Source organism: Nonomuraea sp. NPDC003709 (assembly GCF_040610775.1).
In the GTDB taxonomy this organism is placed as follows: domain Bacteria; phylum Actinomycetota; class Actinomycetes; order Streptosporangiales; family Streptosporangiaceae; genus Nonomuraea; species Nonomuraea angiospora_A.
On record NZ_JBEXMW010000025.1, the window covers coordinates 1 to 22,562 of the forward strand.

General features: G+C 67.1%; 16 protein-coding genes and 1 pseudogene. 12 read left to right on the forward strand and 5 right to left on the reverse strand.

Going from position 1 to position 22,562, the window contains the following annotated elements; genetic code table 11:
* The first annotated feature begins 139 nt into the window (after nucleotides 1-139).
* From nuoI to ABZX61_RS50845, 7 genes are all read left to right on the forward strand, one after another.
* Nucleotides 140-655 (forward strand): NADH-quinone oxidoreductase subunit NuoI, encoded by a 516-nt coding sequence (gene nuoI / locus ABZX61_RS50815; protein ID WP_350733440.1) that lies wholly within the window; start codon nucleotides 140-142, stop codon nucleotides 653-655.
* Complete coding sequence (locus ABZX61_RS50820; protein WP_350733441.1) at nucleotides 648-1,457, forward strand: NADH-quinone oxidoreductase subunit J; 810 nt, start codon at nucleotides 648-650, stop codon at nucleotides 1,455-1,457. The genes nuoI and ABZX61_RS50820 overlap by 8 nt, the downstream gene beginning before the upstream one ends.
* Nucleotides 1,454-1,750, forward strand: a complete 297-nt coding sequence (gene nuoK, locus ABZX61_RS50825; protein ID WP_185069996.1) for an NADH-quinone oxidoreductase subunit NuoK — start codon at nucleotides 1,454-1,456, stop codon at nucleotides 1,748-1,750. The genes ABZX61_RS50820 and nuoK overlap by 4 nt, the downstream gene beginning before the upstream one ends.
* Before the next feature lie 70 nt (nucleotides 1,751-1,820).
* Nucleotides 1,821-3,668 carry an NADH-quinone oxidoreductase subunit L gene (gene nuoL, locus ABZX61_RS50830; RefSeq protein ID WP_350733734.1) on the forward strand — a complete coding sequence of 616 codons (1,848 nt, stop codon included), beginning with the start codon at nucleotides 1,821-1,823 and terminating at the stop codon, nucleotides 3,666-3,668.
* Nucleotides 3,668-5,227, forward strand: coding sequence for an NADH-quinone oxidoreductase subunit M (locus tag ABZX61_RS50835; RefSeq protein WP_350733443.1), 1,560 nt, complete (start codon nucleotides 3,668-3,670; stop codon nucleotides 5,225-5,227). Before nuoL ends, ABZX61_RS50835 begins: the two co-directional genes overlap by 1 nt.
* Nucleotides 5,224-6,807 (forward strand): NADH-quinone oxidoreductase subunit NuoN, encoded by a 1,584-nt coding sequence (nuoN, locus tag ABZX61_RS50840; RefSeq protein ID WP_350733445.1) that lies wholly within the window; start codon nucleotides 5,224-5,226, stop codon nucleotides 6,805-6,807. Before ABZX61_RS50835 ends, nuoN begins: the two co-directional genes overlap by 4 nt.
* 11 nt (nucleotides 6,808-6,818) lie before the next feature.
* A complete protein-coding gene (locus ABZX61_RS50845; RefSeq protein ID WP_355206541.1) occupies nucleotides 6,819-7,808 on the forward strand; it encodes a polyprenyl synthetase family protein in 990 nt (329 codons plus the stop codon).
* On the opposite strand, the gene rarD is transcribed toward ABZX61_RS50845, so the two are convergent.
* The gene (gene rarD, locus ABZX61_RS50850) at nucleotides 7,776-8,699 is read right to left on the reverse strand and encodes an EamA family transporter RarD (protein WP_350733448.1); all 924 of its coding nucleotides are present in this window, start codon (nucleotides 8,697-8,699) and stop codon (nucleotides 7,776-7,778) included. The two genes, ABZX61_RS50845 and rarD, sit on opposite strands and share 33 nt — an antisense overlap.
* Before the next feature lie 123 nt (nucleotides 8,700-8,822).
* Between rarD and msrA the strand changes: the two genes are divergently transcribed.
* From msrA to ABZX61_RS50870, 4 genes and pseudogenes are all read left to right on the forward strand, one after another.
* Nucleotides 8,823-9,479, forward strand: a complete 657-nt coding sequence (gene msrA / locus ABZX61_RS50855) for a peptide-methionine (S)-S-oxide reductase MsrA (RefSeq protein ID WP_355206544.1) — start codon at nucleotides 8,823-8,825, stop codon at nucleotides 9,477-9,479.
* Between the two features lie 712 nt (nucleotides 9,480-10,191).
* Nucleotides 10,192-10,647, forward strand: coding sequence for a helix-turn-helix domain-containing protein (locus ABZX61_RS50860; protein WP_355206546.1), 456 nt, complete (start codon nucleotides 10,192-10,194; stop codon nucleotides 10,645-10,647).
* A 3-nt stretch (nucleotides 10,648-10,650) separates the two neighbouring features.
* Nucleotides 10,651-11,205 carry a PIN domain-containing protein gene (locus ABZX61_RS50865; protein ID WP_355206549.1) on the forward strand — a complete coding sequence of 185 codons (555 nt, stop codon included), beginning with the start codon at nucleotides 10,651-10,653 and terminating at the stop codon, nucleotides 11,203-11,205.
* A 32-nt stretch (nucleotides 11,206-11,237) separates the two neighbouring features.
* Nucleotides 11,238-11,342: pseudogene (locus tag ABZX61_RS50870) on the forward strand (peptide-methionine (S)-S-oxide reductase); the annotation flags it as partial.
* 153 nt (nucleotides 11,343-11,495) lie between these two features.
* Here ABZX61_RS50870 and ABZX61_RS50875 read toward each other — a convergent pair.
* Nucleotides 11,496-16,892, reverse strand: a complete 5,397-nt coding sequence (locus ABZX61_RS50875) for a VWD domain-containing protein (RefSeq protein WP_355206552.1) — start codon at nucleotides 16,890-16,892, stop codon at nucleotides 11,496-11,498.
* A 376-nt stretch (nucleotides 16,893-17,268) separates the two neighbouring features.
* Between ABZX61_RS50875 and ABZX61_RS50880 the strand changes: the two genes are divergently transcribed.
* Nucleotides 17,269-18,102, forward strand: a complete 834-nt coding sequence (locus tag ABZX61_RS50880) for a hypothetical protein (protein WP_355206556.1) — start codon at nucleotides 17,269-17,271, stop codon at nucleotides 18,100-18,102.
* Between the two features lie 108 nt (nucleotides 18,103-18,210).
* On the opposite strand, the gene ABZX61_RS50885 is transcribed toward ABZX61_RS50880, so the two are convergent.
* From ABZX61_RS50885 to ABZX61_RS50895, 3 genes are all read right to left on the reverse strand, one after another.
* Nucleotides 18,211-19,482: a glycosyl hydrolase family 28-related protein gene (locus ABZX61_RS50885; RefSeq protein WP_355206559.1), complete on the reverse strand. Its 1,272-nt coding sequence runs from the start codon at nucleotides 19,480-19,482 to the stop codon at nucleotides 18,211-18,213.
* 706 nt (nucleotides 19,483-20,188) lie between these two features.
* Nucleotides 20,189-20,752 carry a dihydrofolate reductase family protein gene (locus ABZX61_RS50890; RefSeq protein ID WP_355206562.1) on the reverse strand — a complete coding sequence of 188 codons (564 nt, stop codon included), beginning with the start codon at nucleotides 20,750-20,752 and terminating at the stop codon, nucleotides 20,189-20,191.
* 415 nt (nucleotides 20,753-21,167) lie between these two features.
* Nucleotides 21,168-22,265 (reverse strand): hypothetical protein, encoded by a 1,098-nt coding sequence (locus ABZX61_RS50895; RefSeq protein ID WP_355206565.1) that lies wholly within the window; start codon nucleotides 22,263-22,265, stop codon nucleotides 21,168-21,170.
* Nucleotides 22,266-22,562 lie beyond the last annotated feature (297 nt).

Genomic DNA, 22,562 nt, shown 5'->3' on the forward strand with positions numbered 1-22,562 from the left:
CAGCGGCGCAAGGAGGCCCAGAAGGCCCAGGTCGAGGCCGAGTTCGAGGAACTGTCCGAAGAGCCGACGGCAGGTGGCTTCCCGGTGCCGCCGCTCGATCTGCCGCACTACCACGGGGTGCAGCACAAGGAGATTCCCAGTGGGACTAACTGATTGGCTGAACCCCGTCAAGGGCTTCGGGGTCACCTTCCACACGATGTTCAAGAAGCCCGTCACGACGAACTACCCGGAGGAGAAGAAGCCGACGGCTCCTCGCTTCCACGGGCGTCACCAGCTCAACCGCTGGCCTGACGGGCTGGAGAAGTGCGTCGGCTGCGAGCTGTGCGCCTGGGCGTGTCCGGCCGACGCGATCTTCGTCGAGGGCGCGGACAACACCGACGAGGAGCGGTTCTCGCCGGGCGAGCGTTACGGGCGCACGTACCAGATCAACTATCTGCGGTGCATCCTCTGCGGTCTGTGCATCGAGGCCTGCCCGACCCGGGCGCTCACCATGACCAACGAGTACGAGCTCGCCGACACCTCTCGCGAGAGCCTCATCTTCACCAAGGAGATGCTGCTCGCGCCCCTGACCCAGGGCATGGAGCAGCCCCCGCACCCCATGCGGCTCGGTGAGACCGAAGAGGACTACTACCGGCTGGGGCGGACCAATGGGTGAGACCGTCACGTTCTGGGTGCTCGCCGTCGTGTCCGTCGGCGCCGCGCTCGGCATGGTCTTCAACAGGAAGGCCGTGTACTCCGCGCTGATGCTCGGCACGGTGATGCTCTCCCTCGCGGTCCTGTACGCCGTGCAGGACGCGCCCTTCCTGGCCGCGGTGCAGATCATCGTCTACACCGGCGCGATCATGATGCTGTTCCTGTTCGTGCTCATGCTGGTGGGCGTCGACTCCTCCGACTCCTTCGTCGAGACGCTGAAGGGCCAGCGCGTCTGGGCCTCTCTCGCGGCCCTCGGCTTCCTGGTGCTGGTCGTCCTGGCCTTCGGCAACGCGATCTTCGCCGACCAGGCGGGGCTGGCGCAGGCCACGGCGCAGGGCGGCTACATCCGCTCGATCGCGCTGCTGCTGTTCACCAAGTACGTGTTCGCGTTCGAGATCACCTCGGCGCTGCTGATCACGGCGGCGCTGGGCGCGATGGTGCTGGCGCACCGCGAGCGGCTCACCGAGAAGCCGACGCAGAAGGACCTGGCCCGCGCCAGGTTCCTCGGCGACCAGCCCTCGGCGCTGCCCGGCCCCGGCACCTACGCCAGGAGCAACGCCATCGACATGCCGGCGCTGCTGCCCGACGGGTCGGTCGCTCCGTCCTCGGTCAACCGGTACATCGCCCGGTACGACGTGGAGCACGACCACCTGCCGGCCGACCCGAAGCTCGCCGATGCCATCAAGCACACGGCCGAGGAAGACGCTGAGGAGCACGCCATCGAGCGGGATGACAGCGAGCAGAACAATGAGGTGACCAAGTGACGACGCACTACCTCGTCCTGTCCGGCCTGTTGTTCGCCATCGGCGCTCTGGGTGTGCTGATCCGGCGCAACGCGATCGTGGTGTTCATGTGCGTGGAGCTCATGCTCAACGCCTGCAACCTCGCCTTCGTCACCTTCTCCAGGCAGGTCGGCAACCTGGAGGGCCAGATCATCGCGTTCTTCGTGATGGTGGTGGCCGCGGCCGAGGTCGTGGTCGGCCTGGCCATCATCGTGACGATCTTCCGAACCCGCAGGTCCGCGTCGGTCGACGACGCCAACCTGCTGAAGTACTAAGAGGTGACTGGTGGAATCTCCTGTTGAGATCATCCAGCACACCGGCGGCGTGATCGGGGTCTCCTGGCTGATGATCGCCCTCCCTCTCGTGGGGGCGGCCATCCTGCTGGTGCTGGGCCGGTTCACCAACCGCTGGGGCCATCTGCTGGGCGTGGCCATGTCCCTCGCCTCGTTCGTCGTGGCGGTGCTGGCGTTCTTCGAGCTCATCGGGTTCGGGGAAGAGCAGCGCCGGAGGGCGGTCGAGCTCTACGACTTCATCCCCGGCCTGGTGAAGATGGGGCTGCTGATCGACCCGCTGTCGATCAGCTTCGCGCTGTTGATCACCGGTGTGGGGTCGCTGATCCACATCTACTCGATCGGCTACATGTCGCACGACGAGCACCGGCGCAGGTTCTTCGGATACCTGAACCTGTTCGTCTCCGCGATGCTCCTGCTGGTGCTGTCCGACAACTACGTGGGCCTGTTCATCGGCTGGGAGGGCGTCGGTCTGGCGTCGTACCTGCTGATCGGGTTCTGGCAGTTCAAGCCGTCGGCGGCGGTCGCGGCGAAGAAGGCGTTCGTCGTCAACCGCGTCGGTGACTTCGGCCTGCTGGTCGGCATGTTCGTCATCTGGACCACGTTCGGCACGCTGACCTTCAAGAGCCTCGGCGAGCAGATCACGCCGGGCCAGGAGAACGGCACCATGCTGGCCATCGGCCTGCTGCTGCTCCTCGGCGCGTGCGGCAAGTCCGCCCAGCTCCCGCTGCAGTCCTGGCTCCTGGACGCCATGGAGGGCCCGACCCCCGTGTCGGCCCTGATCCACGCCGCGACCATGGTCACCGCCGGCGTCTACCTGGTGGTCCGCTCGGGGGCGTTCTTCTTCCCCGAGGGCTCGGGCGCGGCGCTCGCCGTCACCATCGTCGGCGCGGCCACGCTGCTCGCCGGTGCGATCATCGGTTGCGCGAAGGACGACATCAAGAAGGGCCTGGCCGGTTCGACGATGTCGCAGATCGGCTACATGATGCTCGGCGCGGGCCTCGGCCCCGCGGGGTACGCGTTCGCGATCGGTCACCTGATCACGCACGGCTTCTTCAAGGCCGACATGTTCCTCGGCGCCGGTTCGGTCATGCACGGCATGAACGACGAAGTGGACATGCGGAAGTACGGCGGGCTGCGCAAGGTCATGCCGATCACCTTCGTGACGTTCTTCATCGGCTACCTGGCGATCATCGGGTTCCCGCTGCTGTCCGGGTACTTCACCAAGGACGGCATCATCGAGACCGCGGTCGAGCACAGCCCGGTCCTCGGCTGGCTGGCCGTCCTGGGCGCGGGCATCACCGGCTTCTACATGTCGCGGATGGTCTTCATGACCTTCTTCGGCGAGAAGCGCTGGGCCGAGGACGCCCACCCGCACGAGTCGCCGGCCGTCATGACCTGGCCGCTGATCATCCTGTCGATCGGCTCGATCGGGCTGGGCGGCTACCTCATCCTGAGCAACCGCCTCATGATGTTCCTCGCCCCGGCCGTCGGCCGGCCGGAGGAGCTGCCCTCGTTCCACGCCACCAGCCCGGCAGGTCTCGCCACGCTCGCGCTCGTCGCGGTCGGCGCGGCCTTCGCCTGGATGAGGTACGGCCGGGCCGAGGTGCCCGTCGTGCAGCCGCGCGGGTCGTTCCTCACCACGTTCGCCCGCCGTGACCTCTACGGTGACGCGCTCAACGAGTCGCTCTTCATGCGCCCCGGCCAGTGGCTGACCCGCATCGCGGTGTTCTTCGACAACCGCGGCATCGACGGGCTGGTCAACGGCCTGGCCGCGGGCATCGGGGGCACTTCGGGGCGCCTGCGGAGGCTCCAGACGGGCTTCGCCAGAACGTACGCGCTGTCCATCTTCATCGGTGCCGCCCTGCTGACCGGCGCCCTGCTCCTCGTTGGGAACCTCTGATGTCACCCTGGCTTCCGATACTCATGGCGGTGCCCGTGGTGGGCGCCATCGTGGTGGCCCTGCTTCCCAAGGGCAGTGACAAGCTGGCCAAGCAGGTCACCCTGCTGGTCTCGCTGCTGACGCTGGTCCTCACGGGTGTCATGGCCGCCGGGTTCAAGCCGGCCGGTCCGCGCTTCCAGTTCACCGCCGAGTACAACTGGATCCCGAGCTTCGGCGTGAAGTTCGGGGTCGGCGTGGACGGCGTCGCGCTCGTGCTGATCGCGCTCTCGGTGGTGCTGGTGCCGATCGTGGTGCTGGCCTCCTGGCACGACGCCGACGGCGTCAAGACCGCCGACGGCACGCTCATCACGCCCAAGCGGTCGGTGAAGACGTACTTCTCGCTGCTGCTGGTGCTCGAGACGATGATGATCGGCGTCTTCGCGGCGACCGACATCTTCCTCTTCTACGTGTTCTTCGAAGCCATGCTGATCCCGATGTACTTCATGATCGGGTCGTACGGCGGCGCCCAGCGGTCCTACGCGGCCGTCAAGTTCCTGCTGTACTCGCTGTTCGGCGGCCTGCTCATGCTGGTCGCGGTCATCGGGCTCTACGTGGTCGGCGGCAGCAAGACCTTCATGTTCCCCGAGCTGATCGGGGTCGTGCAGGACCCGGCCATGCAGAAGTGGCTGTTCGCGGGCTTCTTCATCGCCTTCGCGATCAAGGCGCCGCTCTGGCCGGTGCACACCTGGCTGCCCGACGCGGCCGCGCAGGCTCCGGCCGGTGCCGCCGTGCTGCTGGTGGGCGTGCTGGACAAGGTCGGCACGTTCGGGATGCTCCGCTTCTGCCTGGAGCTGTTCCCCGACGCGGCCAAGGCGTTCACGATGCCGATCGTCGTACTGGCGGTCATCAGCATCATCTACGGCGCCATCGTGGCCATCGGGCAGACCGACATGAAGCGCCTCATCGCGTACACGTCGATCTCGCACTTCGGGTTCATCGTGCTCGGCGTGTTCGCCATGTCGTCGGTCGCCCAGTCCGGCGCGGCCCTCTACATGGTCAACCACGGCTTCGCCACCGGCGCGCTGTTCCTGGCCGCGGGCTTCCTGATCGCCAGGCGCGGCTCGCCGTTCATCGGGGACTACGGAGGCGTGCAGAGCGTCGCGCCGGTGCTCGCGGGCTTCTTCCTGGTCGCCGGTCTGGCCGGTCTCTCGCTGCCGGGGCTCTCCTCGTTCGTGAGCGAGTTCATGGTCATGGTCGGCACGTACTCCAGCCAGGCCCACGGGTCGGGCGCCCTGACGGTGGCCGCGGTGGTCGCCGCGGTGGCGGTCATCCTCGCCGCCGTCTACATCCTGTGGATGGTCCAGCGGGCCATGAACGGGCCGACGGCCGAGCCGGTCAAGGCGTTCAAGGACCTGAACGCCCGCGAGATCTGGGTGCTGGCCCCGCTGGTCGCCCTGATCATCGGCTTCGGCTTCTTCCCCAAGCCGCTGCTGGACGTGATCAACCCGTCGGTGCACCAGACGCTGACCAACGTGAAGGTGCCCACCTCCACCATCGCTGAGAAGGGGACAGGTCAGTGAACTCCATCCCAGCGCCGACGATCGAGTACGGCACGCTGGCGCCGCTGCTGGTGGTGTTCGGCGCGGCCGTCATCGGAGTGCTCGTCGAGGCGTTCGCGCCGCGATACCTGCGTAAGTCGATCCACGTCCCGCTCACCCTGCTGAGCCTGTTCGGCGCGTTCGCCCTGGTGCTCGTCCAGGTGCTGCGCGGCAACGTGCCCACCGCGCCGGTCGCCATGGGCGCGGTCGCGGTGGACGGGCCCGCGCTGTTCATCTGGGGCGTCATCCTCGTCCTGTCGTTCGTGTGCGTGCTGCTGATCAACGACGAGGGCCACTTCGTCGCCTCGGCCGCGGCCGTGCCCGGCAGCGCCGACGAGGAGGAGGCCGAGGCCACGGGCGGCGGGCACACCGAGGTGTACCCGCTGGTGCTGTTCGCGGTCGGCGGCATGCTGCTCTTCCCGGCCGCCCACGACCTGCTGATGATGTTCGTGGGCCTCGAGGTCATGTCGCTGCCGCTCTACCTGCTGTGCGGCCTGGCCCGCCGGCGTCGCCTGCTCTCGCAGGAGGCGTCCATGAAGTACTTCCTGCTGGGCGCGTTCTCCTCGGCCTTCTTCCTGTACGGCACCGCGATGGTGTACGGCTTCGCCGGCACCGTCTCGCTGCCGGGCATCAACGAGGCCATGGCCAGGAGCGCCACGCTCGACCCGATCCTGATGCTCGGTCTCGCGCTGCTCGGCGTGGGCCTGCTGTTCAAGATCGGTGCGGCGCCGTTCCACGCCTGGAAGCCGGATGTCTACCAGGGCGCTCCGACGCCCATCACCGCTCTCATGGCCTCCGGCACGCTGGTCGCGGCCATGGGCGCCGTGCTGCGGGTGTTCTGGGTGGGTCTGGGCAACCTCGACTGGAACTGGCGGCCGATCATCTGGGGCGTCGCCGCCCTGACCATGATCGTCGGCTCGATCCTGGCGATCACGCAGACCGAGATCAAGAGGATGCTGGCGTACTCGTCCATCGCGCACGCGGGCTTCCTGCTCGTCGGCGTGATGGCCACGTTCGGCTCCGCCGAGCAGAACGCGGTCTCCCTCAAGGCGATCCTGTTCTACCTGGCGGTCTACGGCATCACGACGGTCGGCGCGTTCGCGGTGGTCACGCTCGTACGCGACCCTGGCGGCGAGGCCGGTCACCTGTCGCGCTGGGCCGGGCTCGGCAAGCGCGCGCCGGTGCTGGCTGGGGTGTTCGCCTTCTTCCTGCTGGCCTTCGCCGGCATCCCGCTCACGAGCGGCTTCTTCGGCAAGTACGCCGTCTTCGCCGCCGCTCTGAACAGTGGCACGCAGCCCGGCGACTCGATGGGCGGCTGGATGGCCGGCCTGGTCGTGGTGGGTGTGGTGGCCTCGGCCATCGCCGCGTTCTTCTACGTCCGCGTGATCGTGCTGATGTTCTTCAGCGAGCCGGCGGCCGACGGCCCGGCGATCGCGGTGCCCAGTATGGGGACCGTGGCCGTCATCGCCGTTTCGTTGCTGGTTACCGTAGGAGTGGGGCTCTACCCGGAGTCCGTGCTCGGTGTCGCCAACGACGCCGCACACAGCCTGTTCATCAGATAAGGGGATCTCGTATGTCTGCGCCTCCCGTGGTTGACCTTCCCATCGAGGACGAACGGCTGGCGCAGGACGTGGCCACCGGACTGGCCGCGGTCGAGAAGCTCCTGCGTTCGTCGGTGGAGAGCGAGGACGCCTTCGTCACGGAGGCGTCCAAGCACCTCATCGAGGCCGGCGGCAAGCGGTTCCGCACGCTGATGCTGCTGCTGGCCGCGCAGTTCGGCGACCCGTCCGCGCCGGGGGTCGTGCCCGGCGCGGTGGTGATCGAGCTGACCCACCTGGGTTCGCTCTACCACGACGACGTCATGGACGAGGCGCCGGTCCGCCGGGGCTCCCCGTCCGCCAACGCCCGGTGGGACAACACCGTGGCCATCCTCACCGGCGACTATCTGTTCGCCCAGGCGTCCGACCTCCTCGCGGACCTCGGTCCCGAGCTGATCCGCATCCAGGCTCAGACGTTCTCCCGCCTCGTCCAGGGGCAGATCCGCGAGACCGTCGGCCCGCGCGACGGCGAGGACCCGATCGGCCACTACCTGAGCGTGCTCGCCGACAAGACCGGCTCCCTGATCGCCGCCTCCGGCCGCTTCGGCGCGCTGCTGTCCGGCGCGCCCGCGGACGTCGAGGAGCGGCTCAGCCGCGCCTGTGAGGCCATCGGGGTGGCCTGGCAGCTCGGTGACGACCTGCTGGACGTGGCCTCGTCCGGCGCCCAGTCGGGCAAGACGCCGGGGACCGACCTGCGGGAGGGGATCAGGACCCTCCCGGTTCTGTACGCTCTGGCGTCGGAGGAGCCGTCGCGGCTGCGTGAGCTGCTGGCGGGTCCGGTGGCCGAGGAGGATGTGGAGGAGGCGCTGAGCCTGCTCCGCGCCGACCCGGCGATGGCCCAGGCGCGGGCGGAACTGGAATCCTGGGTGGACCGCGCCCGTGCCGATATCTCCGGCCTTCCCGACATCCCCGCCAGGTCCGCATTTTTGGCGCTATGTGACTACGTGGTCCAGCGTTCCGGCTGATTTCCTGACCCGCTTCGCGGCGCGAGCCGTCCTGAAGCCGTCGTACGTGAAGATCGCCAGGGCCAGCCAGACGATCGAGAAGCCGATCCAGCGGCTGGACGGCATGGTCTCCTTGGCGATCAGCACGCCGCACGCGAACTGCAGGACCGGCGCGATGTACTGCAGCAGCCCCATGGTGCTGAGCGGCACCCGGATGGCGGCCGCCCCGAAGCAGATCAGCGGGATGGCGGTGCCGATCCCGCCGCCGATCAGCAGCAGGGCGTGCCCGAGGCCCTGGCCGGCGAACGTCCCCTGCCCGCCGGCGTGCAGGAAGAAGATGTAGCCGAGCGCCGGGAGGATCAGCACCAGGGTCTCGATCGCGAGGCCCTCGGTGGCCGGCACGTTGGCCCGCTTCTTCAGCAGCCCGTACACGCCGAAGCTCAGGGCCAGCGTCAGCGCGATCCACGGCAGCCGCCCGTAGTCGAACGTCAGCACCAGCACCGCCAGGGCCGCGAACCCGACGGCCACCCACTGCATCGGCCGCAGCCGCTCCCGCAGCAGGACCACCCCGAACAGCACGTTGACGAGCGGGTTGATGAAGTAGCCCAGGGCGCTCTCGACGACGTGCCCGCTGTTGACGGCGTAGATGTAGGTGCCCCAGTTGAGGGTCACGACCATGGCCGCCAGCACCAGCAGGCCCAGCTTCATGGGCTGCTTGAGCAGCGGGCGGAACCAGGACCAGTGCCTGCGCACCGCCAGCACGGCCGCGACGGCGACCAGCGACCACACCATCCGGTGGGCGAGGATCTCAACGGCTCCGGAAGTCTTGAGGAGCGGCCAGTAGAGGGGGAACAGCCCCCACATCGTGTAGGCGGCGATCCCGAACAAGACACCGCGCCGAAGGTCAGGCATGAACCCCATCTTCGGGCATTACCACCTTTAAACACAAATGCCTCTCACTATACGGAAATGTGTAGAGCTCCTAAAGCGTTAGAGCCTATGTACTCTGGGACGAGACCTACTGGAGGTAGTGCCATGGGCTGGCTGTTCGGCGGCAACAAGACATCGATGGTCCGACCCGAGGACGCCCTCCCCGGCCGCCCGGACCCCATGCCGATCCCGTCCCGCCACGCGGTCCTCGACGCCCCCCTCACCCCGCCCGAGGGCCTCGAGATCGCCGACTTCGGCCTCGGCTGCTTCTGGGGCGCGGAGCGCAAGTTCTGGCAGACGCCCGGGGTGGTCACGACGGCGGTCGGATACCAGGGCGGCTACACGCCCAACCCGACGTACGAGGAGGTCTGCAGCGGCCTCACGGGTCACACGGAGGCCGTCAGGGTGGCCTTCGACCCGGCGAAGGTGTCGTACGAGGAGCTCCTGAAGGTCTTCTGGGAGGCCCATGACCCGACGCAGGGCATGCGCCAGGGCAACGACGTGGGCACGCAGTACCGGTCGGCGATCTACTACCACTCACCGGAGCAGCAGAAGGCCGCGGAGGCGTCGCGGGACGCGTACCAGAGGGTCCTGAAGCAGGCGGGCTACGGCGAGATCACCACCGAGCTGGCCCCCGCGGGCCCGTTCCACTACGCGGAGGACTATCACCAGCAGTATTTGTTTAAAGTTCCGAACGGATACTGTGGCATCGGGGGCACCGGGGTGGCCTGCCCCGTTGGTCTGACGTCCGGCGAGGCGTAAACCTGCGGAGAGCTAGAGCGCGCCAAAGGGTACGGCGTTACGGCGTTCTGGCCCAGGGTGTGGACGCGGGTGCGTCAGTCTTGTCCGTAGGGCCCGGGCGCCACGCCCGGGCTGGACGAGGAACTGGAGCGCAGAGGGTACGAGCGGGTCGATCCGAAGCTGGTGACGGCCGCCCCGTCCCGGGCCCGGGCAGGGGAGCAGGTCAGGATCGAGGACCAGTCGTGGGCTGGGGCGCGCCCCGGAACACGCTCGGGATCTACCGTATGGCCACCGGCCGGAGGCGCGCCCTGGCGCGCACGATCATAAGGATGCTCGCCCGCCACGCCAGAGCCACCTCTGCCAACCTGGTCGTCACCGTCCCAATCACGCCCCGCATGTGCTGTATCGGCGCGAGGGGTTCGAGGTGAACGCCCGGTACTACTACCGCGTCTGGTGAGGAATGGTGGCCCGCGGGTTGTGCGTGCGGGGAACGACGGTCATGGCTCGGTGATGATACGGACGGCCGGGTGTCGTCGCCCGGTTCGTGGGTCTCCCCTTCCCGCACCGGCCTCGCGGAGATCCATGCCTTCTTCGCTCATCCGGGCCTCTGGGACAGCTGCGTGTCCATGGTCCTGTTGATGGCCGGCTTCGACCGTGTGCGCCCGTGAGCTGCTAGCAATTTTGCTTGCGTTTATTTCGTTTGTTGCGGATACTGCGAAGAGGGGGTGACGTCATGACTGACGTGCAGGCCAAGCGAGTTCAGCCGGGGAGCATCGATGCCGAGGTAGCCGGTCGCGCGGTACGCCGGATCAAGGATTACCTCATGCGGTATCCCGAGCAGGCGACCGTACGTGTCGTAGGTGAGCACGGGGACGAGGACCCCTTGATCCTGCCTCGTGAAGCCGTGACTCTGCTTGCCTTCATCCTTGCCCAGGCAGCCGAAGGGCGCGGAGTCACAGTGATTCCGTCGCATGCTGAGCTGACGACACAGCAAGCGGCGGACATGCTGAACGTCTCACGCCCGTATGTGATCAAACTTCTGGAGACAGGAGAAATTCCCTTCCGGTTGATCGGCAAGCACCGCCGAATCAAGTACGAGGATCTCCAGGCATACAAGCGTCGCGATGACGCCAAGCGCCGGACCGCGGCCGACGAACTCGCTACGCTGGGGCAAGAGTTGGGCATCTGAGCCATGACATTCGTGGTGGTCTATGACGCGAACGTGTTGTACGGCAACACCCTGCGTGACCTGCTCATTCGTCTCGCTATGACGGGTCGGGTGCAAGCCAGGTGGACCAACGGCATCCTTGACGAGATGCAGCGCAACCTCGCCGCCAACCGGCCCGACATTCCTGCGGAGAAGCTTGACAAGCTCCGCCGCCTGATGAACTCCGCTGTCCGAGACTGCCTCGTCGAGGGGTATGAGCCACTGATCGAAGGGCTGAAACTTCCCGACGCTGATGATCGGCATGTGCTGGCTGCGGCGATCAAGGTGGGCGCGAAGGTCATCGTTACGTCGAATCTCAAGGACTTCCCTGCTGACTACTTGGCTCCATGGGATATCGAGGTGAAGTCGCCAGATGACTTCGTGCTGGACCAAATCGACCTGGACGGAAGGGTCGTCTGGGCTTGTGTGCAGCAGATCGCAGACTCACGGACCAGCCCGCCGGAGACCGTTGACGATGTGCTCGACGCTTTGGAGGCGGCGGGCCTCGTCGAAGCGGTCGCTGCCCTTCGAGCCGGCTGAAGTCCTCCCAGCTGGATCTGTAGCGCGATGTGAAGCGCTACCACCAGCAGTACCTGTTCAAGAACCCGAACGGCTACTGCGGCATCGGCGGGACGGGCGTGGCCTGCCCGGTCGGGCTGACGTCGGGCGAGGCGTAGACCTGCTGAGATGGCGGAGTGCCCGTACGGGTGATCTGGCCCGAAGGAGCCCGACGAGACTAGGTCTCCAGGCTCTTCTTGAGCGGTATCCCAAAGCCACGGCGGCGTGGGATCGGTGGCTTTCACCACCGAGCCCACGCCGCCGGTGCCGATCTAGCTCGCCAGCGCGAGTTTGACGGTCAGGGCGCCGGTCTTTTCGGCCTTGGGGTCGAAGAGGATGGTGTAGGTGCCCGTGACGGGCAGAGTCGTCGCGGAGATGGTGCAGTTGCGGCCGCAATAGGTGGGGGAGACCAATGCGGTGCCGTCGGGCTTCTTCACCGATACCTGGGCGTCGATGGAGCTGCCGAAACTGGAGTTGGTGAAGGTGAAGGTCACCTTCTGGTTGGCGGTGCCGTTGAAGGTCCAGGTTCCGTTCTGGCCCGGGGTCATGGTGGTCAGGGTCGAGGTGGCACCACCGATGGTGATGCTCACCGGAGAGAGGTCGGCGACCGAGTAGGTCCTCAGCGTCAGCTTGCCCACCTGTTCGTCTCGCGGGTTGAATTCGACGGTGTAGGTGCCCGTGGCCGGCAGGGCCACCGGGTCGAGGAAGCAGTTGCGGCCGCAGTAGGTGGCCGCCACCAGCACGGTGCCGTCAGGCTTCTTCACCGTCACCTGGGCGCCGGTGCTGTTGGCGAAGTTGGCATCGGTGAAGTTGAACGAGACGAGCTGGCCCGAGGTGCCGGAGAAGGACCAGGTTCCGTTCTGGCCCGGCGCCGTCGTCGTGAGGCTGGACGCGGCGCCTCCGACCGTGACGTTGCCGCTCAGGTGGGTGATCGAGTAGAGCTGAGCGGTCAGCTTTCCGACATTCCCATCCTGCGGGTCGAATTCCACCGTGTAGGTACCCGCGACCGGAAGAGCAATCGGTTCCAGGAAGCAGTTGCGGCCGCAGTAGGTGGCCGCCACCAGCACGGAGCCGTCAGGCTTCTTCACCGACACCCGAGCGCCGGTCGTACTGGCGAAGTTGGCGTCGGTGAAGTTGAACGAGACGAGCTGGCCCGAGGTGCCGGAGAAGGACCAGGTTCCGTTCTGGCCCGGCGTCGTCGTCGTGAGGCTGGACGCGGCGCCTCCGACGATGACGTTGCCGGTCAGGTGAGTCACCGTGTAGAGCTGCAGGGCCAGGGAACCCGTCTTGGCGTTCTGCGGGTTGAGCTCGACCGTGTAGGTGCCGGTCACCGGCAGCACGGTCGGCTCGAGCAGGCAGTTGGTGCCGCAGCGGGTGTCGGCGACCAGGTCGGTTCCATCCGGCTTCTTGACCTTGACCTTGATGTCCGAGCTGGAGGTGAACGTCGAACCGGTGAAGTTGAACGACACCTGCTGGCCCTCGGTCCCGGCGAACGTCCACACGCCGTGCTGTCCGGCGATCGTGGTCGTCAGCGTGGACGCCGGCCCCCCGACGGTGACCTGCGCCGCCACGTCCTGCGCCACGAGGTTCACCTGGGCGGAGGCCGCGCCGGTGTAGATGCCGGCCGGGTCGACCACCACCTGGTAGGTGCCGTCCGCCGGCAGTACGGTCGCATCGAAGAAACAAGAGGTGGAGCAGGACTTCTTCGGCAGGAAGACCGAACCGTCCGGTCCGAGCACCGACGCCTGCGCGCTGGTGAACGTTCCGCCCGAGATCGTGATCGAGATCCGTTGCCCGGACTTTCCTGCCAACGACCAGGTCGGGTTCTGCCCCGGCTCGGTGGTGGTCAGCTTGACCGCGGCGCCGCCCGGCGTGAGCGTCCCGGTGACGTCGCCCGCGACGACCTGCGCGGAGATCGAGCCCACGGCCGTTCCATACGGGTCGGCGACCACCGTGTACGTTCCGGTCTCCGGCAGCGTGGAGGTGTCGAACGCGCACGACGGCTGGCAGTAGGCCGGCTTGAACAGGTCCGATCCGTCGGGGTTGCGCACCGAGGCGCGTGCGTACCCGTTGTTGTCCCAGGTCCCGCCCGTCAGGACGAACGCGATGCGCTGACCGGCCGTCCCGGCGAACGACCAGGTGGCGTTCTGCCCGGGCCCGGTGGTGGTCAGCTTGACCGGTGCCCCGCCGGCGGTCAGGGAGCCGGTGACGTCGCCCGCGGTGACCTGCGCGGAGATCGAGCCCACGGCCGCCCCGTACGGGTCGGCGACCACCGTGTAGGTCCCGGTCGCCGGCAGCGTGACCGTGTCGAACGTGCACGACGCCTTGCAGTAGGCCGGCTTGAACAGGTCCGTTCCATCCGGGTTGCGCACCGAGGCGCGTGCGTACCCGTTGTTGTCCCACGTCCCGCCCGTCAGGACGAACGCGATGCGCTGACCGGCCGTCCCGGCGAACGACCAGGTGGCGTTCTGCCCCGGCCCGGTGGTGGTCAGCTTGACCGGTGCCCCGCCGGCGGTCAGGGAGCCGGTGACGTCGCCCGCGATCACCCCTGCCGTCATCGGCCCCGGCCGTGCGACGGTCGGATCGACGACGATCGTGTAGGTGCCGTCCGCGGGAAGCGTGATGGTGTTGAAGGCGCAGGCCGTCGAGCAGTAGGTGGAGCCGTACAGCGGCGTTCCGTCCGGTTTGCGGACCGAGGCGTAGGCGGAGCTGGTCAGCCCGCTGACCCCGAACGCGATCCGCTGCCCGGCCTTACCGGCGAACGACCAGTACGCGTCCTGTCCGGGAACCGTGCTCGTCAGTGTGGAGGGAGCTCCGAGCGCGACCGTCCCGGTGAGGTCGGTCACCTCGAACAGTTGCAGCGCGAGCGAGCCGGTCTTGGCGTCCTTCGGATCCCACACCACCGAGTAGGTGCCGGTGACAGGCAGGGTCTCGGTGTCGATGAAGCAGGTCTTGCCGCAGCTCTGCGACGCCAGGACGGTCCCGTCGGGTCGCTTCACCCGCAGGGTGGCGTCGCTGCTCGAACTCAGGGTGCCGTCGGTGAACTCGAAGGAGACCTTCTGGCCGGCTGTTCCGGCGAACGTCCAGGTGCCGTACTGGCCCGGCTGGGTGGTCGCCAGCGACACCTTCGGCCCGCCGATCGCCGCGGTCTTGACGACGTCGGGCGCGATCGTGCTCACGCTGAGCTTGTAGGCGCCGAACTCGTCCTCGTGCGGTGAGACGCGTAGCCGGTACGCGCCCGCCGCGAGGCCGTCGAGGCGCTTGCCACCGCACAGAGAGTTGGTGGCGACGCTCGCGCCCGCGGCGTTGAACAGCTCCCAGTTGAACCAGAGCCCTGGGCACTCCTGCGCGTCGACGAAGATCGAACCCGGCTGGCCCAGCGTGAATTGGTACTCGTCGCGCGCGACCTCGGTCTCCAGGTTGCCCGCTCCCGCGGCCGGGACGCCGTCCGAGGCCGTGAACGGCAGCGACACCGTGAACGTCTGTGGCGGCGTGACGTCCAGGTCGAGGTTGACGTTGTCGATCCCGAACGCCTGGTTCGAGATGCCCGCCACCCCGGTGGCCGTGGTCTTGAACTCGATCTGGCTCTTGTTGTGGGTGACCGGCATCGTGATCCGGTATTTGGCCCACGGCAGGCCGGTCGCCAGTTTCCCGGTCGCGACGGGCGTCAGCGTACTCGGCGTGATCGTGTACGGGGTGCCGCGGTCGGTCTCGACCTGGACCGTCTCGGTGTCGGAGTCGGACGCCCAGTCGCCGACGGCCAGCAGGTCGAAGCTCAGCGTCCCGCTCTTGTGAGACGGTAGCGCCTGCGCGTAGAACCGGTACGAATCCGTCCCGCTGAACGGCCCTGCGAACGTGCTCACCGCCGGATCGGTCGACACCCGCGACGGCCGCACGTTCGAGCTGAGCGCCCCCTGGAAGTCGATCGCCAGGTCCCCGTCCTCGTTGACGGTCTGCGCCGTCGGGTCGAGGATGGGTTTCGTCTGCTCGGCGGCGGCCTTCGCGAATGAAGTGTCCGCCGTGAGCGCGATGTCCAGGATGCAGTCGTTGAACTGGAGGCCCGCCGGGACGCCGTTCGCCTCGCACTGCGTGGTCGCCAGCTGGACCTGCTCGGGAGTCAGGTCGGTGACCGAGACGATCTTGGCCGGGAACGATTTGTTGGTGAAGGTCGCGGTGCTCTGGCCCGGACCGTAGGTGAACAGCGACTCGTTGTCGTCGATCCGCCAGGAGTCGGCGAAGCTGCTGTGCAGCACGGTCGGCGAGGCGTTGGCGGGCAACTGGGTGCCGTCCCGCAGCCGCAGGTCGTTCTTCGGGTTGCCGTCGGCGTCGCCGAGCAGGCCCACGAGGTCACTGTCGGGGGTCGGCGGCACGTAGAGGCTGGCGGCACCCCTCCTCCAGGACAGGGCGGGGCCGGCCACGCCGTCGAACATGACGGCCCACTTGTCGTCCTTGCGCAGGATGAACGCGTTCTTGCCCAGGTAGAGGAGCTTGCCGGTGTCGAGAGTTCGCTTCTCGTTGTCGATGTACAGGTCGTCCTCGTGGAACTCGACCAGGTGGTCGCCGGCCTCCATCGCGGCGTCGAACATCACCGATACGTCCCGGCCGCCGCTGGCGGGGCTGAGCCGGCCCTGGATCTCCAGGTTCCACTTGTCGGACTGGGCGAGGATGAACTCGCCGACGGACTGCAGGTCGTAGCCCAGCCCGTCCGGGGTGGTGAAGTGTGGTTCGCCCTTCACCAGACTGCCGTGGTGGGTGAAATACCACCACAGGATGAGGCCGACCAGCGCCACAACGCCGAGCGCCAGCGCCGCCTCGACCGTGATGAAGCCGGCGTCGATCAGGAACGCCCTGCCCGCCTGGCTGGCGAGGAACAGCTCGATCTCAGCGGTCAGCTCGGCCGCGGCGAGCTCGACGCTCCCATAGGCGCCGATGTCCTCGGCGAGCGTGGTCGGACCGACGGTCCGGAGGCCCCTGATCAGCGGCAGAAGGTAGTCCGGGGGCTCCCACTTGAAGTCGTCGTCGTCCTCGTCCACGACCGGGATCTTGGCGGGCGGGTTGTTGGGATCCGCCGGGTCCTTCTGCCTCTCGCACTTGCGCTCCTTCTTCACCTCCCGGATGTCCAGGAGGCCGGAGGCCGGCGAGGTGGCCCTGTAGGTGGACAGCTGGAACCCCTTGGCGCCGCCACCGAGCGGGCACGTCTTTTCCTTGCCGTAGACCTGGAACCAGTCCTCGTACCCGCCCCAGCGGTCGAGGACCGACCCGGCGCGGACGCCGTTGACGCCGTTGGCGGCGATCGCCGAGACGTACCGGCCGACCTGGCGTGCCCAGCCCTCATAGTCCGGGTTGCCCTTGACCTTGGCCTCGACCACCTCGGCGAAGCTGGTGCCGATCCGGTCGTAGTAGACGATGTCGGGCCGATCGCGGCCGTTGTTGAGGTACGTCTCCCACTGGACGTCCGGGTTGATGACCGCGCCGGGCTGTGCGGGCGGCGGAACGCCGAGGTGGTCGTTCAGGTACTTGATGGCGCGCGCCTGCCCGATGGACTCGATGCCGCCGCCGGCGCTGCACTCGTTGGGCTGCTGGTAGATGTAGGTGCCGAGCGCGGGACGGGCGGTCAGGCAGAAGTTGTTGTTGATGCGGCGGCGGGTGGCGTACATGCGGTTGAACACGCAGCGTTTGTCACCTCTGCCGGCGTTCGACCAGTCGTTGCTGTTCGGGGGGCACTGGGCAGCGGCCGCGGTCGCCGCTGCCGCCATTCTGGCCGTTAATGTCTCTTGGACGGGTCCTAACAGTGACGCCACGAGCACACACGCCATAATCACGCAGAGACGCCGCATGCATTCACCTCGGATAAATAGGACATAAATATCGCAGCGGGACGGTACACCATGAAGATCGGCTTGCGGCAGATCTCGAATCACCACGTTCCGTGATCATTGACTAGGCTGCGGTTCGGATCCGCTCTTGGGAGGTGCCGTGGTCGTCCACCGGTCGTGGGAAATCGCATTCGACGCGCCGGCTTCACGGCCGGTGCGGGCGGCTCGGATGGTCGTCGCGGCTCATGGCCTCGATCGGGACGCCGTGCTCGTGCTGGACGCCGACAGCGACGAGTTCGTGACCGTCCCGGGGCTCCCGGCCCACCTCTCCCGCAATACGGTGTCGCTGTCGTCCGACGGGACCCGGCTGGTGTTCCTGTCGCGGCAGGACGACGGCGCCGGACCCACGCGGGTGGTGCTGCACGAGCTCGCCACCGGAGCGCGGCAGGAGTTCGTCTCGGACGGTTTCGTGCGGGCGGCGCTCTCACCGGACGGCAGCCGGATCGCCGTCCTGGCCGACCTGTCGAACGGACCCGGAATCCCCGGCGTGGGCGACGAGATCGCCGGCATCGTGCTGATCGAGACCGCCACCGACGCCCGGCAGCCGCTCTGGTCGGCCGAGGGCTACTGGCAGGAAGACGCCATCAGCTGGTCCCCGGACGGGCGACTCCTCGCCGCCACCTATCTGACGCTGGACGACGTCATCACCACCGTCGTCCTCGACCTTTCCGGCAAGGTGATCGGCGTCCACGAGGATCGGGTCGCCCTACCCGGGGCGCACTCCGTCTGGACGTCCGACCGGGAACTCATCGTCTACCCGGAGCCCGACGACGAGAGCCCCCTCATCGCGATCGACGTCCCGACCGGAAGCGAGCGCCGCTTCACCAGGCGGAACTTCAGCGCCTACCTCGCCATCACCGGTGGCCGGGTCGTGCGTCCGGGATCTTCGCCCGAGCGGATCGTCACGACCGACTTGAACGACACCGACGAGCGTCCCTTCCTTACCTTCCGCCCCGCCGTGTCGATCGAGGCCATCGACATCGTCCCGTCCGCCGTCAGGTGACCCGATCTACCTCCACTTCGGCTCCAGAACGCCAGGCCGGCCTGTCCTGCGGCATGCCGCCAACTTGGACGGACGCGTCTCCGGCCGCAGGATCCCGACCGGCCGCCGCTAACTCAGCGCCGTCGACAGCCACTTGCCGCCTACCCGTACGTAGAGGCGTCTGTTGGTCGAGTCGACCGCAAGTGTCCCGTCGACCGGGGTGTGCGTGAACGAGGCGTCGCTGACCGCGCCCGCGACCATCCGCAGCGGCGGGTTGGGCTGGTTCTTGGTCGGGATGGTGCCGCCGGACTGCCCTCCGATGTTCGCGTAGCAGTTCTCCACCCGAAAATCGCCGGTGCTTGAGGCTTCGTAGTAAATGTGAGTGCCGGTCGGCTTTGTGGAGTAGCGCCCCACGACGTTACGCAGGACGGCGGTCGAGCCGGAGCCGGAGTAGAGATCGATCCCGGAGTTGACCGTCGCCGCCGACGAACTGTTGGCGATCAGCACGTTCTCCAGGGCGCTGGCGCTTCCCGCCCAGGCGATGATGTTCTGCGCAGTGGAATACCCGGAGGCAAAACCACCCGCGTAAGCATAGATATTGGACGCATAGACATGCCTACAGGACGCGTCGACCTTCAGATGAGGGCCGCCCTGCATCCTGGAGGTTTCGAATTTGCAGTCCGTCAGATAGATCCCATTGGGATTATTGTTCTTCGCGGTGCCCTGGGTGATCCACAAGGCGCCGGTGCCGAATGCCTCCATGCGGCATCCGATGAAATGGATCTGGTTGACGTTGTCGGCACTGTATCCCCAGCCGGTCATGGCCGAGGAGTTTCGAAGCCACACGTTGGGCTGAGTAGCGCTGTTCGCTGTGCCGGTGCTCTCCTCGATCACCAGATTGTAGAACCTGGAGTCCCAGAACTCGACGGCGTCGATGCACAGGTCGTTGTTGCTCGACATGAAAACATCACGAAAGTAGGAGTTGTCATTGTAGTAAAGCTCGAGCAGCAACCCGGTCTTGCCATTGCCGTTGAACCCGAGGTTTTCGATCGAACAGTAGCGCCGATGTTTCGACCCGCTCGTGTCGGTTGGGGCTCCGGACATACGCAACAGGATGCCGTTCGCCTTCTTGACCAGCGTGGAGGCCTTGCTGCTCGCGCCGACCAGTCGGATTCCGTTGCCGCCGATGGACAAGGCCGGCCCGTCGGCCGTCGGGGTGACCGCGTACGCCCCCGCGGGGAAGTACACGGTTCCGCCTCCAGCGGCCACCGCCGCATCGATCGCGGCCTGGATCTTCGGGGTGTCGTCATCGGCCCCGTTGCCGAGCGCCCCGTAGTTCTTGACATTGAACCAGTCCAGCGGGGCCGTCTCCGCCGCCGCAGACGGGGTCTTCGCGATCATGGCGGCACCCGCCAGCCCTGCGGCGGTGCCCCACAATGCCCTACGCCCCATGCTCGGACTCTTCGGCTCCGTCACGCCACAGCCCTCCTAGAGATCAACTTGGGGATTAAATCAGTTCTAGGCAGATTCGCGAACAAGAATCAGGACGAATCGGGCACATTTTGGCCCGTTCTCAGAACTGTCACAAACGGCTGCTCTGCCGGATGCGAGCGGCATCATCGGCTGAGCGAGCCCAAATGGCGGGTGGACCGGGCGAGCGACGACGAGGCTGTCGCCGGGTCGTATGGGGTGTGGGGTGGTAGGGAGCCTGGGGCTCGAACCTGGAACCTACGGATTAAGCCGGCTTCCTCGCGCCGCTGGAGATACGGCGTCGCATCCCCGCATTCCGAGCTCTTCTGCGGCCCCCCGAACTTCTGCGGCCACCCGAACGCATCGGCCGCCCGCCGCCGTCCGGGCGTGCGGCCTGGGGGCCGGTCCCGGACGGCGGCGGGAGAGCGGGTCGGGCACCGCGTGCCGAGCCGGGCGATCGACGATCCAGGGTTCGTTCCTCACCCTGGGCCACGGGAAACGCGGGCAAGGTCCCGAGGAGGAATGGGCTTTGAGGTCGCGGCGATGCCGCCGGTGTCGCTGGTTGGTTTGAGTTGGGTCGTGGACTCCTCGGGCAGGTAGCGGCGCTCGCGTGACATGTGCATGTCCGGTCGCTGGGTCAGCGGTGTCGCCGGTACTGCAGATAGACGATCCCGTTGCTGGAGGCGGTGCTGGAGACCAGGTCGAGTTGGTAGGACTTGGGGACGCCGTCGAACAGCCGGGTGCCCTCGCCTGCGACGTAGGGGAACATGCTCAGCCGGAGTTCGTCGATCAGGTCGAGCCGCATGAGCGACCGCCAGAGGCTGACGCCGCCCCAGACTATGATGTGGCCGTCGCCGCCCAGCCTGAGCTTGTCGATCTCTTCTGTCGTGTCACCAGCGGCGATGGTGGTGTTGGCCCAGTCGGCCGTCTTCAGGGTCTGGGAGAAGACGACCTTGCGCCCGGCGTTCAGTATGTCGGCGAACGGGTGGTCGGTGGAGGTTGTCATGCCCTCGGCGATGCCCTCGTAGGCGGTGCGGCCCATGATGTGCGCGTAGGCGCTCTGGAGAAAGTCGAGGTGCGCCGGGGCGTCGGGCTCACGGTTTTCGGGCAGGCCGAAGCAGAACTTCCAAAACTCGGTGTCCTCGTCGGCGAGGAGGCCGTCGAGGGAGTAGTTGAACACTGTCGCTATCAGCTTCCGCATGATCAGAACTCCGTGGTCTCAGGTCGTCTGGGGACCGTGCTTGCTAGGGGGACGTGCGTGTCCCGGGCCGCAGCGCTCGCGTGGCCGCGGCGTCTGCGGCCTGTCGCCAATGCTTTAGACGACGCTGCCGCCCGGAAGTCATCGGTGCCCGCTCTACTGGCTGGTTGCGCGGTCAGCTACCGGGGTGTCTTGGAGCAGTGCGCGCGTCCGCACCGGTTAGGAGCCCGCACGCTGCGGCATCGGGGGCACCGGGGTCTCTTGCCCGGTCGGGCTGACGTCCGGTGAGGCATGATCAGCCTGACCTGCCTCGACTGGCAGGCCATTGAGGGCGCGCTGCCGGACACCGACGATGAGCGGGAAGACCGCTGGTACGTGAACGCGCCTCAGCTCTGCGTGGAGCGACTGGGAATCCTCACTACCCGACGTACGGATAGGGTTCCCGCAGCTGCCTCTTGAGGATCTCGGTCCCCGACTCCTTGGGGTCAAGGGCTTCGACGTACTCGATCTGGGGCAGCAGCATCTCGGCGTCCGCGGGGATCATGTTGTACCAGACGCCCATCTGCTGGTTGAACTCGCGCAGGTACTGGCGGGCGCGCTCGTCGTCCTCGTTGTCCTCGCCGCCGGCCCACTCCCACAGGTCGTCAACCTCGAAGTCGCCGACGGCACTGGCGCAGTTCTCCTTGTACCGCCAGTAGAGTTCGCCGAACGACAGGAGCACGTCGCCCGTCCGGCCCGCGTCGTAGGCGAGCGTCTTCGCGGTGCCGTGCAGCTTCCTGAGTGCCTGCTGGCACAGCTCCGCCGCCTGGCTGCCCCATACCTTGGCCAGCGCCTCCGAGTGCCCCTCGATGGCGGCCGCGAAATCGGCCATCCAATCGGCGGAGTTCTGACACACCACGCCGAGGTCCAGGAGAATCCGCGGACGACTCCGCTCGAAGAATTTCCTGACGCTGGCCGCGTTGTTGGTCGAGACGTCCTCCTCGCGCCACCGCTCGATATCGGAGGGAGACCGGGAACGGCCCGGATCCTGCTGCCCGTTGACGATGTTCCGCAGCTTGCCCATCTGGCGGTTGAACATTCCCTCAGCCGCGTCGTAGTTCAGGGCGGCGGCGTACACGAGCTGGCCGAAGCCGGCGTAAGACCGGAAGAACGTCTCCAACTGATCTCGGAGGCTTTCGAACTTCCGATCGAGCGCCTCCTGCATTCTGTCCGCGGATGCCCATGCGCCATCCAGATCGATTTTCGCGACGGAATGGCCGCTGTAGGCACCCCAGACGACCTCCGAGACGTAGTGCCCGAAGGCCGCGCTCGGCGTGGACTCCCCGGACAACGGCGAATACATTTCGTCGCTGATGGGTGGCTTCGAGCTGAGGTCGTCCGTGACGATTCGCGCCGAGCGCTTCTTGAGCTCCGCTCTGTTGACCTCTATCCCGCTCGCAGGCGACGGCCATGACCGGTCCAGCTCAAGTCCGCTGTGCCACTGCCTCCAGGGTTCGGAACTGAGTGGTTCCCGCATGTACGTGTCCTTCCGGCGCTACGGGCGGACCACGACGGCCGAAGGAAACGCCGCCGTTCTCGCCGCCTACATACATGTTATGCATGCCCGTGATCTGCCCGTCAAGATCGTGTAACCCCCGATTCCCCGGCTCTTCACCGTGGATCGCTCCAGATTGTGAGCGCCGCCCGTGCCGGGAGCGGGCTGACGTCCGGTGAGGCGTAGGCCTGCGGAGATGGCTGGATCCTGGGCCTCGATCGCCTGGCCCCGCCCGCGCGCCGAGCGAGTGCCATGCGGTCTACGACGAGCTGGTGGGCC